At 35.5% G+C, this 13999-nt stretch carries 11 protein-coding genes; 8 read left to right on the top strand and 3 right to left on the bottom strand.

All coding sequences use genetic code 11. The features are described from left to right. Positions 1-3 precede the first annotated feature (3 nt). Together CJF12_RS12190 and CJF12_RS12185 are read left to right on the top strand one after the other, a co-directional pair. Positions 4-1116 carry an efflux RND transporter periplasmic adaptor subunit gene (locus CJF12_RS12190; protein ID WP_228379092.1) on the top strand — a complete coding sequence of 371 codons (1113 nt, stop codon included), beginning with the start codon at positions 4-6 and terminating at the stop codon, positions 1114-1116. Next, a complete protein-coding gene (locus CJF12_RS12185) occupies positions 1116-4214 on the top strand; it encodes an efflux RND transporter permease subunit (RefSeq protein ID WP_034684785.1) in 3099 nt (1032 codons plus the stop codon). The genes CJF12_RS12190 and CJF12_RS12185 overlap by 1 nt, the downstream gene beginning before the upstream one ends. 890 nt (positions 4215-5104) lie before the next feature. On the opposite strand, the gene CJF12_RS12180 is transcribed toward CJF12_RS12185, so the two are convergent. The 3 genes from CJF12_RS12180 to CJF12_RS12170 all read right to left on the bottom strand — a co-directional run bounded on the left by CJF12_RS12180 (position 5105) and on the right by CJF12_RS12170 (position 7375). Then, complete coding sequence (locus CJF12_RS12180) at positions 5105-5575, bottom strand: YciI family protein (protein WP_034684786.1); 471 nt, start codon at positions 5573-5575, stop codon at positions 5105-5107. A 52-nt stretch (positions 5576-5627) separates the two neighbouring features. Then, the gene (pncB, locus tag CJF12_RS12175; protein ID WP_034684787.1) at positions 5628-6806 is read right to left on the bottom strand and encodes a nicotinate phosphoribosyltransferase; all 1179 of its coding nucleotides are present in this window, start codon (positions 6804-6806) and stop codon (positions 5628-5630) included. A 92-nt stretch (positions 6807-6898) separates the two neighbouring features. After that, positions 6899-7375 carry a Dps family protein gene (locus CJF12_RS12170; RefSeq protein WP_034684790.1) on the bottom strand — a complete coding sequence of 159 codons (477 nt, stop codon included), beginning with the start codon at positions 7373-7375 and terminating at the stop codon, positions 6899-6901. A 251-nt stretch (positions 7376-7626) separates the two neighbouring features. Between CJF12_RS12170 and CJF12_RS12165 the strand changes: the two genes are divergently transcribed. The 6 genes from CJF12_RS12165 (at position 7627) to rpsJ (ending at position 13622) form a co-directional block, all read left to right on the top strand. Beyond that, the gene (locus tag CJF12_RS12165; RefSeq protein WP_157759856.1) at positions 7627-9069 is read left to right on the top strand and encodes a hypothetical protein; all 1443 of its coding nucleotides are present in this window, start codon (positions 7627-7629) and stop codon (positions 9067-9069) included. Positions 9070-9216: 147 nt separating this feature from the next. Beyond that, the gene (locus CJF12_RS12160) at positions 9217-10164 is read left to right on the top strand and encodes a sulfatase-like hydrolase/transferase (protein ID WP_034684793.1); all 948 of its coding nucleotides are present in this window, start codon (positions 9217-9219) and stop codon (positions 10162-10164) included. A gap of 98 nt (positions 10165-10262) precedes the next feature. Beyond that, positions 10263-10676 carry a 30S ribosomal protein S12 gene (gene rpsL / locus CJF12_RS12155; RefSeq protein ID WP_002983146.1) on the top strand — a complete coding sequence of 138 codons (414 nt, stop codon included), beginning with the start codon at positions 10263-10265 and terminating at the stop codon, positions 10674-10676. 23 nt (positions 10677-10699) lie between these two features. Next, on the top strand, positions 10700-11176 hold the full coding sequence (rpsG, locus tag CJF12_RS12150; RefSeq protein WP_034684795.1) for a 30S ribosomal protein S7: 477 nt from the start codon (positions 10700-10702) through the stop codon (positions 11174-11176). A gap of 6 nt (positions 11177-11182) precedes the next feature. Further along, positions 11183-13300 (top strand): elongation factor G, encoded by a 2118-nt coding sequence (fusA, locus tag CJF12_RS12145; RefSeq protein WP_034684799.1) that lies wholly within the window; start codon positions 11183-11185, stop codon positions 13298-13300. Positions 13301-13316: 16 nt separating this feature from the next. Continuing rightward, entirely contained in the window at positions 13317-13622 is a 306-nt protein-coding gene (gene rpsJ / locus CJF12_RS12140; protein ID WP_002661363.1) for a 30S ribosomal protein S10, read from the top strand. Positions 13623-13999: the final 377 nt, after the last annotated feature.

Below are 13999 nucleotides of genomic sequence, written 5' to 3'. Positions count from 1 at the left end.
AAAATGAATACGACTAAATATATTGCAGCCCTTTATTTTTCTGTAGCATTGGCATTAACGGGATGTTCCGATAAAAAACAGAATGAAAATACGGAATCGAAAACCTACTGTATCAGCAAAGAATTGAGAAAAGATTTGAAGTTGGCTAAAGCAGAATTACTTTCTGTAGAAGAAAGCATTACACTTACCGGTGAAGTCGAAAGTAATTCTGATAAAACGGTTCCTTTTGTAAGTCTTGTAGATGGAGTCGTTACAGAAACATTTTTCTCACTGGGAGATTATGTAAAAAGAGGGCAGGTTCTGGCAAGTGTAAAAAGTGTTTCATTAAATGAAATGCAGGATGATACGCAAACACTACAGGCTCAGCTTGTGGTGGCAAAAAGAAAATTGTCGTCAGTAGAAGCGATGTATAAAGACGATATCGCTTCTCAAAAAGACTTACAAGAAGCAAGATCAGAGGTTCAGATTCTACAGTCGAATATTTCGAAAACAAAAAAGAATATGCAGCTGTACTCAGCCGGCAGTAATAACATTCAAATCAAATCACCTGCGGATGGATATGTGATCAGTAAAAATATTTCAAACGGAATGCCTGTTACCGCAGGAGGTGATCAGCTTTTTACGATTTCCAATCTGGATAAGGTTTGGGTAATGGCTAATGTATATGCTACCAATATGAGAAATGTATACGTTAATCAGCCTGTTGTAGTAAAAACGTTGGCTTATCCGGATGAAAGTTTTTCCGGAAAAATTAATTCCATCTCTCAGGTTTTTAATGAAAATGAAAGGGTTTTGAAGGCTAAAATTATCATGGATAACAATAATATGAAATTGAGACCTGGAATGTCGGCGGATATTGTATTGCCAATTAATGCTCAGGATAAAACTGCGCTGGCAATTCCTGCAAAAGCTGTGATTTTTGATAATAACCAGAGCTATGTGATTGTCTATAAAAAAGATTGTGATCTCGAAGTGAGAGCTGTAACTGAAGTGGCTTCTAATAGTCAATATATTTATGTAGAAGGAGATCTGAAACAGGGGGAAAGTGTCGTTGCTTCTAACGGGCTGCTGATTTATGAAAATATGAAAAACCAATCCTCTAATTCTGCTAAGTAATGAGAAAGTTTGTCCAGAGTATTGTTTCGTTTTCTTTAAAAAATTCCTTGATTGTTCTCTTGGGAACCTTCCTATTATTAGCAGGGGGAATTTATTCTTATGTCCATACTCCGATTGAGGCTTTTCCTGATGTTACCAACACCAGAGTAAGGGTAATTACACAATGGCCGGGAAGAAGTGCGGAGGAGATTGAAAAGTTTGTTACTTTACCTATATCCAGGGAGATGAATACGATACCGAATAAAACTTCAGTGCGGTCGATTTCTCTATTTGGCTTATCGGTAGTAACGGTTATTTTTGATGATCATGTAGATGATTTTTATGCTCAGCAATATGCATCCAACAGGTTGGGGAATGTTAAGCTTCCCGAGGGTGCTGATTATAGTATAGAGCCTCCTTCCGGGGCAACCGGTGAAATTTACCGGTATATTATTAAAAGCAAACTACCTATTAAAGAAATTACCTCTATCCAGGATTGGGTTATTGAGAGGGAGCTTCTTGCAGTTCCCGGAGTAGCAGATGTTGTAAGTTTTGGAGGAGAAGAAAAGATCTACGAAATAAGAATCAATCCTACAGAGTTGCATAATTACGATCTGTCTCCATTAGATGTTTACGAAGCCGTTTCTAAAAGTAATATTAATGTAGGAGGAGATGTGGTCTCAAAAGGAGATCAGGCGTATGTCGTCCGGGGTATAGGTCTTTTGGAAAGTAAAGATGATATTGAAAATATCAAGATTGAAGTAAAAGGATCAACATCTATTTTGGTAAAACACGTTGCAGAGGTAAAAGTTTCTGCAAAGCCAAGACTAGGACAGGTTGGCTATAATAAAGAAGATGATGTTGTAGAAGGAATCGTTATCATGCTTCGTGGAGAAAATCCGAGTGATGTTATTGCTAGGTTAAAAGATCGAATTACTGAGCTTAACGGTGGTGAACTGCCGGGTGATGTTAAAATTGTTCCGATTATTGACCGTACTGAATTGGTTAATACGACGGTTCATACAGTGTCTAAAAACCTGGTAGAAGGAGTAATCCTGGTTTCTATTATTGTATTTATCTTTTTATACAACTGGAGAACGACTTTTATCGTAGCGTCTGTTATTCCTCTGGCTTTCCTCTTCGCAATTATTATGCTGAGAATTCAGGGATTACCTGCCAATTTGATTTCTATGGGAGCGCTTGACTTTGGTTTACTCCTGGAAGGAACATTAGTGATCGTAGAGCATGTCTTTGTGGCCCTCGAGCAGAAAGCTAAAAAAGTAGGATTGAGGCGATTCAATAAAATGTCCAAACTGGGAATCATCAAAAAGAGTGCAGGTAGTGTAGCGAGCTATATATTCTTTGCATTACTGATTCTGATTGTTGCTTTAATGCCTATTTTCTCTTTCCAGAAAGTAGAAGGAAAGATGTTTTCTCCTCTGGCATTTACGCTAGGATATGCTTTGTTAGGCTCTTTGATTTTGAGTTTAACCTATGTTCCGGCAATGTGTAAACTTTTACTGACAAAAAATATAGAAGAAAAAGAAAATTTTATTTCCAGATTTTTCAGAGTTAATATCTTTAAATTATATCAGCTGAGTGCAAGACATAAAAAAGGATTTATGATTGGTTTTGTTGTGTTGTTGGCTGTTTGTGGATGGAGGTTTTCAAATTACGGATCAGAATTTTTGCCGAAACTTAATGAAGGAGCGATTTATGTTCGTGCAACCCTGCCCAATAGTGTAAACCTTGATGAGTCTGTCAGGTTGACTAAAGAGATGAAACAGATTCTGACGAAATATGATGAAGTAGATTTTGTTATGACGCAGACGGGCCGTCCTAATGATGGAACAGACCCTACAGGTTTTTTTAATATAGAGTTTAACATCCAGCTAAAGCCTGAAAATGAATGGAAGAAAAAAATATCGAAAGAGGAGCTTCTTGAAGAGATGAGGGTTTCTCTGGAAAAATATCCGGGAATTAATTTTGGTTTCAGTCAGCCGATTCAGGATAATGTGGAAGAATATGTGGCCGGAGTAAAAGCTCCTTTAGTGATCAAGATCTTTGGAAATGATTTATTCCAACTTGAGGACTATGCAAACCAGGTAGCTAAATCTATTAAAACAGTTCCGGGAATTTCCGACGTCAATGTTTTTAAAAATATTGGGCTACCAGAATTAAGAATACAACTTCACGATTCTAAAATGGCTAAATATGGAGTTTCAACTGCTGATGCGCAAGCTGTGATCGAAATGACGATCGGAGGACAGGCCGCAACAAAATTCTATGAAGAAGAAAGAATGTTTGACGTGATGCTGAGATTTGAAAAGCAATACCGTGATAATCCTGAGAAAATAGGGAACATCCTGATTCCTACTCAGGATAATAAAAAAGTGCCATTAAAAGAAATTGCAACGATTGATTATCATACGGGACCTTCATTTATTTATCGGGAGGGAAACAGCAGATATATTGGTGTCGGTTTTAATATTGAAGGACGGGATTTGGGAAGTACGATTAAAGACGCTAAAGCTAAAGTTGAAAAAGAAGTACACATTCCGAAGAATCATAAAATGACGTGGGCTGGTGAATTTGAAAGTAAGGAAAGGGCTGCAAAGCAGTTAGCTATGGTAGTTCCTATCTCATTGGTACTTATTCTGATGTTGCTATATTTCAATTTTGGAAATATCAAGGATACATTGATTTCCTCCATTACATTGGCATTTGCATTCATCGGCGGATTTTTATCCCTTTGGTTCACAGGAACTATTTTCGGGATCTCAGCAGGAATAGGGTTTATTATTCTCTTTGGAGTAGCTACGATTGACGGTATTGTACTTATTGGAGTAATGAAAGAAAATTTGCAGAATAAAATACCTCTTAAAGAAGCCATTTCGCAGGGAGTTCAAAGCAGAATCCGTCCTGTTGTCATGATTGCTTTAATGGGTTCCATGGGACTTTTTCCAGCAGCAATATCTCATGGAATGGGATCAGAGATTCAAAAGCCTTTAGCTATTATGATTGTAGGGGGACTGATTATCTGTATGATATTATCGTTTACCGTCCTGCCTGTGATTTTCTATTATGCTTATCGTAAAAAATATAAAGCAACACTATAATTCTTTCAATTTTTATGTGTTAGTTTTGATTGCCGGAAATGAGGATTCCGGCAATTTTTATTTTACGTAAGAATTTTTTAATTCAGAAAAGCTCCAATACAATATAGGGTTATCATTGACTATCTAAAATGGAATTCATCGACTGAAAAGAGATAATCTTTGGTATCTGCTAAATCAGCCTAATCTGCGAGAGTAAAAAAAACAACTAGAATGTAGTCAATCGCAATAAACACAAAGAATTTTAAAAGTAAAGTGTGTTTTAAGGCGCAAAGTCGTTTCACTTAGCCAAAGATAATTACGATAATTACCACAGTCATTTGTCATTGACTACATCTAATCTTCGATTTCAGAAGGTAGCTGGTACAGCGTAGTGAAAAATCTTAATATTAAAACATTAAGAAATAATAAGTTATTAAGGCTATTAAGAGATTTCTCACTACGTTCGAAATGACAGAATGTTATTTATTAAGGTATAGTATAAATATACATTATAAATAGGGTAAATGATAATTACTAATTAATTTAAATGACCGGAAAAGATTTGCTTTATTTTGATGTAAGTTTTTTTTGTAATTTATTCTTTTACAATTAAGTAGTATATTTAATTCTCCTTAATATTAATATAGAGATATCCGAAAATCTTAAAGAGTAGGAAGCTAATACTAAACAAAATAACTATGAAAAATTTAAAAAGCTTAAACAGAAAAGAATTGAAACACTTTTTGGGAGGTACTGTAGGTACCTGTGAACCGCCAATAGATGGTGGTTGTAGCGCTGGTTACATATTCTGTAGTAATCCCTATTGTTGTTTTTCACCGAAGAGACCTTATTTTTGTATTGATTAATAAAAAAAATCCCTCAGCTGAGGGATTTTTTATTAATCTTTATGGTTATGGGTTTTCCTTTGTAATTTCTTTATGATGTTTTAAATATAAAGGCAGAGCTGCGGAACCGTACCAGGGTAGAAGTTCATAACTGAAAACACCAGCCTCTACAGCCGGATCAGTTTTTACCCATTGCTCAGCTTCTTCTTTAGAACGGGTATTAAAAATAAACATACCTCGATAGTTTTCTTTATTCTTTTCTAAAAAAGGTCCTGCTACAATAATTTTACCTTCGTCTGCCAGCTTACCGATGTTGGCTAAATGGCCTTTCATAAGTTCTCCCATTTTTACTTTATCTTCAATCTTAACGGGGCCAGTCATCAGCATTACCATAGTATAAGCTTTCATGCCATATTGATCTGCTCCCAGAGAAGTTGCCAATTCCTGATTGAATTTTGGTTTTTCTACTTTTTTTTCCTGAGCAAAAGATAGAATTGCTGCCAAAAGACTAAGAGAAAAATAAATTTTTAATTTCATAATAATGATTTATTAAGTGATAAGCCAAAGTCTTATATCTAACATCTAAAAGCTAATCTTTTATCCTTAAAAACTCTTTTGCCAATTCAATCATTTTCGGATCACCGGTATATTTTCCGCGTTCGTCAGAAAGTTTTACGGTAGGAATCCATTCCTTGTTAGGGGCTTGTACTCCTATTAATTTCATCACGATGTTCATTGGTTTTAGTCCAACGTCGTTTGTGAGATTGGTGCCAATTCCAAATGAAACGCCGATCTTCCCTTTGCAATAATTGGTGATTTCTGCAACTTTCTCAAGATTGAGGGCATCAGAGAAAATGATATATTTAAATAATGGGTTGATTCCGTTGCTTTTGTAATGGGCGATAGTCTTGTCTGCAAATTCGAGGGCATCACCACTGTCATGGCGCACTCCATCGAAAAGCTTTGCGAACTTTTTGTCGAACTGCTGGAAGAATACATCGGTTGTATAAGTATCGGAAAGAGCTACCCCAAGATCTCCTCTGTATACATCTACCCAATGTTCTAAAGCCAATTCATTGGCCATTTTGAAACCATATTCAGCACCATGAAACATAAACCACTCATGAGCGTGGGTGCCTATTGGTTTTACTCCGTATTTCATGGCAAAATGAACATTAGAACTTCCTATAAATGTAGAATCTTTTCTTTGGGTTAGCGCTTCCATAACCAGATTCTGAACTTTATAAGAATGTCTTCTCCTTGTACCAAATTCTGCAAAAGTAACTCCGAGCTTGTTGAGTGAGTCTGCTTTTTCAATCGTTCTACCCATTACAATTTCATTCGAATCCCTCTCCATATGATTCATCTCATAGTGCAATTCGCTGATCAATGCCAATAAAGGTACTTCCCAAAGGATTGTTCTGTACCAAAGCCCTTCAACGGTTACAGAAAGATCTGCTCCTTCCTGATGGATCTTTACTTCAGACGGATCATAATGATATCCTTCCAGAAAGTCCAGATAAGGCAAACCTAAATAAGGGCACGTTATTGCTAAAAACTTTTTCTCATCCTTGGTAAGTTTGAGTTCTGCCATTTTAGCCACCGCTTCTCTTAATGCAGCACCAAATCCTTCGGGGAAGTGGTGTTTCCCTCTATTGATAAATTCATATTTTACAACTGAGTCAGAACATAATTTGACTACAGCATTTTGCATGGTTATCTTGTAGAAATCATTATCGAGAATAGACTTCAAACGAACATCGTACATATTGTGTAATTTTAACGCAATTTAAATAAATAAAAATAAAAATCGTCTAAATGTAAGACGATTTTTCAAAAATATCGATGATTTTTGTTTGGTTATTTTCCTAAATAGGAATTATACATCCAAACTTCTTTTTCCTGTTCGGTAATATAGTCGCTCATTTGAGAATTCGTTCCCTCATCACCTGCTGCATCAGTAATATCTAAAAGCTCTCTCTGCAAATCTAACACGACTTTAAAAGAGCTTAAAATGTTTTCTACACTTTTCGTTCCGTCGCTTACTTCTTTCGTTTCTTTTATAGTGGCTACTTTTAAATACTCAGAATAATTATGTGCCGGTGTTGCTCCTAATGTTAGGATTCTTTCTGCAATCTCATCAATTTTCAATACCAGGCTATTATATAGTTCTTCAAATTTAGGATGTAATGTAAAGAACTGATCTCCCTTAATATTCCAGTGAGAACCTCTTGTGTTCTGGTAGAATACTGAATAATTAGCTAACAGTACATTAAGTTTTTCTGAAATGTTTTTACAGTCGGCTTCCTTTAAACCGATAATACTCGCATTTTTCATAAGTTTATTTTTTATGTTGTAAATGCAGTAAATATTGTGCCGAAATTACCTATTCATGATTGATGATACTTATCTTTGGTATTTTTATAATTTATCTTAAAATGGTGTCATCCCGGAATATTGGTTTAAAGAGTTTTTTTTCTTGCTTCATCGTATTTTTTGGAATCTGTCTCCTGTATTATATAGGTTCAGTTTTAAAAACCGATGGTCATTATGTATATCCTATCGACGATACTTACATTCATCTTGCTATGGCTAAAAACTTTGCATTGTATGATCTGTGGGGAATTACAAAATATCAATTTTCCTCTACTTCCTCTTCACCATTATTTACTTTTCTATTGAGTTGCCTCATTAAAATGTTTGGAAACAATGATCAAATACCGCTGTACTTTAATATATTCTTTAGTTTAGGAATTGTGTATTTCCTGTCAATATACTTCGCTGAAACTTTTAAAGATGTGAAGAAGACGGTTTTAGTAGTGTTGTTCACTTTGTTCTTTGCTGTTTTGCACGTACAATTGTTGTCTGGTATGGAACATATTTTTCAAGTGTTTCTCTTTGTTGTTAATATTTTCTGCTTTTATCGTCGGGATAAAAATAGATTAGTGGCTTTCGGGTTTTATTTTAGCCTGTTATTAATGGGGTTGGTTCGCTTTGAGAGCATGTTTTATTTTGTCATCCTTGCTTTTGTTTTGATGTTGATAAAAAAATGGAAAGATGCTATCGGCGTTTTGGTTCTTGGCTTTATTCCGATTTTGATTTTTTGTTATTTTAATTATCAACAGGATGGCTATTTTTTTCCTAACTCGGTAGAGGTAAAGGGTACCAAATTAAGTTTAGATTCCAATATCTTTTCACAACTTAAAATGATCTTGGTAGATAATTTCATATTCAATATAAGCTTTTATAAAATTGGTTTTTTCCCCATTATATTATGTGCCGTTTTTATTTATAGAGATTTGAAAACTAAGAACTTCATAGAAGTTGTTCATGATAATTTTTTTCTCATTGTTTTTTCATTGTTGATGATATGTCATAGCATGTTTGCTGATCTGAAAGGAATGTTCCGTTATGAAGCTTATATACTTACGGGATTTTCGATGGTACTTATTCCAAAAATAACAAGGCTGATCTTTGATTTTAATAATTATATAAGGAGGGAGAAGCTTATTAGTCTGTTAGTGGCTATGAATATTTTGCTTTTCTTTTATAAAGGTTTCATGGCGCATACTGTCTTAAGTGATGGGGGTAAAAATATCTATGAGCAACAAATACAATCTGCTCGATTTTTACATACTTATTATAATGACTCCAAAGTAGTGGCTAATGATATCGGAGCGATTACTTATTATACAGATATACATTTATTAGATATTGCAGGGTTGGGCTCGACAGAAATGATTCCTTTTAATGAAAATAAAAAGCTTTTTGATCAGAAGTTCAAAGATTTTCTAACACAATATGGTTCTGAACATAACTATGAAGTTGCTATAGTGTATGAGAACTGGCTTCAGGGATTTGCTCCTGAAACATGGAGAAAGGCAGCCATACTTAAAATAAATAATAGAGTAACAGTGGCAAAAGAAGAAGTTACTATATATGCTGTTAACCCAGCCGGTCTGGAAGAGCTGAAACGAAATATCAAAAGATTTAACTGGAACAAGAATGTTCAGGTAAGCATCATTGAGTAATAATTAATTGTATACAATAGCTGTAACCAGGTTGTTTTCTTAAATAAGCCTATTTAAATAATTCTTAAGAAATAAGTAATGTTCTATTAATATTACTTCACCCTCCCTTTCCCTAGCTTTACGCTCTAATCCACAAATTTTTAAAAGATGAGAAAAATTGTATCTTATTGTATGTTTTTATTTTTGATTTTTTCATGTGCGGGTAATGACAGCGAAAGCACAACCCCGAATGTTGAAAAATATCAAACCAAAAATGTTATTTTATTAGTCGTAGACGGACCGCGTATGTCCGAAACCTGGAATTCGGCTTCGAGAGCAAATATTCCGAACAGGGTGAGCCTTTTGAAAGAAGGAGTATTTATTGATAACTTTAAAAATAACGGAACTACCAACACGAATCCGGGACACAGTGCGATGTGTAGCGGAGTATATGAGAGTATTAAAAATGATGGGACAGAGCTACCGGGCTTTCCTTCTGTTATGCAGCAGTGGCTAAAATATTCAGGGGCTGCTAAAACAAAAGCATGGATTATCTCTTCCAAAGATAAACTTGAGGTACTTAATAACTGCAAACAGGCAGACTGGAAAAATAAATTTCAACCTAGTGCTGATTGTGGTATTAGTGGAAATGGTTCAGGGTATCGCGAGGATGCAGTAACTGTATCGAATGTAAAATCTGTGATGACGACCTATTCACCGAATATCATTGTCATTAATTTGAAAGATGTAGACTCCAGAGGGCACGCAAATGACTGGAACGGGTATATTAATGCTATAAAAACTACAGATGCATCCATTAAGGAAATCTGGGATCATGTTCAGTCGCTTCCTGCTTATAAAGACAAAACAACACTTATTGTATCCAATGATCACGGCAGACACATAGATTCAAGAGGAGGGTTTGCTAATCACGGAGATAGTTGTGAGGGATGCAGACATATTGAATTTTTTGCCATGGGACCTGATTTTAAAAAAAATATGACATTGAGTACAGGTGATTACGGACAAATTGATATCACAAGTACAATGGCTGAACTTTTGGGCTTTCAACTGCAATATGCAAAAGGAAAAGTGATTCGGGAAATCTTCAAATAATCGTTTTGAGTTTCCTAAATTGATACAAATAAATATATAACTGCTTGCTAATTAAAAAAATATTCTTATTTTTGCAGCTTAAAATAAAAAGCAATTAAATGCCTACTATTCAACAATTAGTAAGAAAAGGAAGAGCCACGCTTGCCAAGAAGAGCAAATCGGCTGCCCTTGATTCTTGTCCACAAAGACGAGGTGTATGTACGAGAGTATATACTACCACTCCTAAGAAACCTAACTCTGCACTTAGAAAAGTTGCAAGGGTAAGACTTTCTAATGGTAAAGAAGTCAACGCCTACATCCCGGGCGAAGGACATAATCTTCAAGAGCACTCGATAGTATTGGTAAGAGGCGGAAGGGTGAAAGACCTACCGGGAGTACGTTACCACATCGTAAGAGGTGCATTAGACACAGCAGGTGTAAATGGAAGAACGCAGAGAAGATCTAAGTACGGAGCTAAGAGACCTAAACCAGGTCAAGCAGCAGCTGCACCAGCTAAAGGAAAGAAAAAATAATCATTAAATAAGGTACAGAAACAATGAGAAAGACAAAAGCGAAAAAAAGACCGTTGTTACCAGATCCAAAATTTAATGATCAATTGGTAACAAGATTTGTAAACAACTTAATGCTAGACGGTAAAAAGTCTATCGCATTCAAAATTTTCTATGATGCATTAGAAATCGTAGAAAATAAAAAAGGAGAAACTGAAAAGACTGCCCTTGAAATCTGGAAAGATGCACTTACAAATGTAATGCCTCACGTAGAAGTACGTTCTAGAAGAGTAGGTGGAGCTAACTTCCAAATTCCTATGCCAATCAGAGCTGACAGAAAAATTTCTATGGCAATGAAATGGTTAATTAAATATTCTAAAGCTAGAAATGATAAGTCTATGGCTTTGAAATTAGCTAACGAAGTAGTAGCTGCTTCAAGAGAAGAAGGTGCTGCTTACAAGAAAAAGAGTGATACTCACAAAATGGCGGAAGCTAACAAAGCGTTTTCACACTTTAAATTCTAATCTGAAATGGGAAGAGATCTTAAATTTACAAGAAATATTGGTATTGCTGCGCATATTGATGCTGGTAAAACTACCACTACGGAAAGGATTTTATTCTATACAGGAGTAAACCACAAAATTGGAGAAGTTCATGATGGTGCTTCTACAATGGACTGGATGGAGCAGGAAGCTGAAAGAGGTATTACTATTACTTCTGCTGCTACTACTTGTTCTTGGAACTTTCCAACGGATCAAGGAAAACCTGTTGCAGATACTAAACCTTATCACTTCAACATCATCGATACACCGGGACACGTTGACTTCACAGTAGAAGTAAACAGATCTTTAAGAGTATTAGATGGATTGGTATTCTTATTCTCTGCGGTAGATGGAGTAGAGCCTCAGTCTGAAACAAACTGGAGACTTGCTGACAACTACAAAGTAGCGAGAATGGGATTTGTAAACAAAATGGACAGACAAGGTGCTGACTTCCTTAACGTGGTAAACCAGGTTAAGACTATGTTAGGATCTAATGCAGTTCCAATCGTTTTACCTATCGGTGCTGAAGAAGACTTTAAAGGTGTTGTTGACTTAATTAAAAACAGAGCTATCATCTGGGATGAAGCGGGACAAGGAGCTACTTTCGAAGTAGTGCCAATTCCTGAAGACATGAAGGCTGAAGTTCTTGAATATAGAGAGAAATTAGTAGAAGCTGTTGCTGACTACGATGATACTTTGATGGAGAAATTCTTCGAAGATCCGGATTCAATCTCTGAAGAAGAAATCAACGAAGCGCTTAGAAAAGCTACTATCGATTTATCTATTATCCCAATGACTTGTGGTTCTTCATTCAAAAATAAAGGAGTACAGTTTATGTTGGATGCAGTATGTAAATACTTGCCTTCTCCATTGGATAAAGATGATATCAAAGGTACTGATCCAAGAACAGACGCTGAGATTACAAGAAAACCAGACGTAAATGAGCCTTTCTCGGCTTTAGCATTTAAGATTGCTACTGACCCATTCGTGGGAAGATTAGCATTCTTCAGAGCATACTCTGGAAGACTAGATGCAGGTTCTTATATCTTGAACACTCGTTCAGGAGATAAAGAAAGAATCTCTAGAATTTACCAAATGCACGCTAACAAGCAAAATCCAGTAGAATATATTGAAGCTGGTGATATTGGTGCAGCGGTAGGATTCAAATCTATCAAAACTGGTGATACTATGTGTGACGAGAAAAACCCAATCGTTCTTGAATCGATGGTTTTCCCTGATCCGGTAATTGGTATCGCTGTTGAGCCTAAAACTAAAGCTGACCAGGATAAAATGGGTAACGCTTTAGCTAAATTGGCTGAAGAAGATCCAACGTTTACTGTAAGAACTGACGAAGCTTCTGGACAAACGATTATCTCTGGTATGGGTGAGCTTCACTTGGATATCATTGTAGATCGTATGAGAAGAGAATTCAAAGTTGAAGTAAACCAAGGACAGCCTCAGGTAGAGTACAAAGAAAACTTAACAAAAGTTGCAAGCCACAGAGAAGTTTACAAAAAGCAATCTGGTGGTAAAGGTAAATTTGCTGATATTGTATTTGAACTTGGACCTGCGGACGAAGGTAAAATTGGTTTAGAATTCGTCAATGAGATCAAAGGTGGTAACGTTCCTAGAGAATTTGTTCCTGCAATTGAAAAAGGCTTTAAAGCTGCAATGAAGAACGGTCCTTTGGCTGGTTTCGAAGTTGAAGGTATTAAAGTTACTCTTAAAGATGGATCTTTCCACGCGGTGGATTCTGATGCACTTTCTTTCGAATTAGCTGCTAAGCTTGGTTTCAAGGAAGCTGGTAAAGCTGCGAAACCAGTAATCATGGAGCCTATTATGAAATTGGAGGTTGTAACTCCGGAAGAATATATGGGTAACATTATTGGTGACCTTAACAAGAGAAGAGGTACAATCAGTGGTCAGGAAGAGAAAAATGGAGCTGTTGTAATCAAAGGTTCTGTTCCACTTTCTGAAATGTTTGGTTATGTAACAACTCTAAGAACACTTTCATCAGGAAGAGCTACTTCTTCTATGGAATTAGAGAAGTATTTACCAACTCCACAAAACGTTGCTGAAGAAATCATTGCTAAAGCAAAAGGTTAATTTTTAAATTAAAGAAATGTCACAAAGAATCAGAATAAAACTAAAATCTTACGATTACAACTTGGTAGACAAGTCTGCTGAGAAAATCGTAAAAACGGTAAAGGCTACTGGTGCTGTTGTAAACGGACCAATTCCATTACCTACAAATAAGAGAATCTTCACTGTGTTGAGATCTCCACACGTTAACAAAAAAGCTAGAGAACAGTTCCAATTATCTGCTCACAAGAGATTGATGGATATCTATTCTTCTTCTTCTAAAACTGTGGATGCTCTAATGAAATTAGAGTTACCAAGCGGTGTTGACGTAGAAATTAAAGTGTGATAACGTGCACTTAAGCCGTGATTATATAAAAATCCGTTCCTTTTTAAGGAGCGGATTTTTTATTATTTGTCAGATACTATAGGATTGATTAAATGTTTGTAAATAAAGATTAATGTTTTTACACAGAGATATATTCAATTGATTTAATGTAAAGTATAAAATTATATATTTTCATATTAATGGGTTGAATTTAATAAGTTTATAAAAGATCTTAAAAAGGATATAGTAGATGTTTTTATTAATAGATCAACAAAATGTTGATTGTTATTTAGAGTATTTAAGGCATAAAATAAATTATGTTTATTCATTTATTTTTTATGATGGTGTTTTATTTAAATTTCACAAATGATAATTTTATCTGATGAGATATGTCATTG

Origin of the sequence: Chryseobacterium piperi, assembly GCF_002285635.2 — a bacterium.
Taxonomy (GTDB): Bacteria; Bacteroidota; Bacteroidia; order Flavobacteriales; family Weeksellaceae; genus Chryseobacterium; species Chryseobacterium piperi.
This window is presented reverse-complemented; position numbering and strand designations above follow the sequence as displayed.

What these genes read in the sequence shown, in the direction of transcription:
- CJF12_RS12190 (WP_228379092.1), top strand. Translation starts at nt 4, where the DNA reads ATGAATACGACTAAATATATTGCAGCCCTTTATTTTTCTGTAGCATTG.
- CJF12_RS12160 (WP_034684793.1), top strand. Translation starts at nt 9,217, where the DNA reads ATGAGAAAAATTGTATCTTATTGTATGTTTTTATTTTTGATTTTTTCA.
- CJF12_RS12185 (WP_034684785.1), top strand. Translation starts at nt 1,116, where the DNA reads ATGAGAAAGTTTGTCCAGAGTATTGTTTCGTTTTCTTTAAAAAATTCC.
- pncB (WP_034684787.1), bottom strand. Translation starts at nt 6,806, where the DNA reads ATGTACGATGTTCGTTTGAAGTCTATTCTCGATAATGATTTCTACAAG.
- rpsG (WP_034684795.1), top strand. Translation starts at nt 10,700, where the DNA reads ATGAGAAAGACAAAAGCGAAAAAAAGACCGTTGTTACCAGATCCAAAA.
- fusA (WP_034684799.1), top strand. Translation starts at nt 11,183, where the DNA reads ATGGGAAGAGATCTTAAATTTACAAGAAATATTGGTATTGCTGCGCAT.
- CJF12_RS12170 (WP_034684790.1), bottom strand. Translation starts at nt 7,375, where the DNA reads ATGAAAAATGCGAGTATTATCGGTTTAAAGGAAGCCGACTGTAAAAAC.
- rpsJ (WP_002661363.1), top strand. Translation starts at nt 13,317, where the DNA reads ATGTCACAAAGAATCAGAATAAAACTAAAATCTTACGATTACAACTTG.
- CJF12_RS12165 (WP_157759856.1), top strand. Translation starts at nt 7,627, where the DNA reads ATGGCTAAAAACTTTGCATTGTATGATCTGTGGGGAATTACAAAATAT.
- CJF12_RS12180 (WP_034684786.1), bottom strand. Translation starts at nt 5,575, where the DNA reads ATGAAATTAAAAATTTATTTTTCTCTTAGTCTTTTGGCAGCAATTCTA.
- rpsL (WP_002983146.1), top strand. Translation starts at nt 10,263, where the DNA reads ATGCCTACTATTCAACAATTAGTAAGAAAAGGAAGAGCCACGCTTGCC.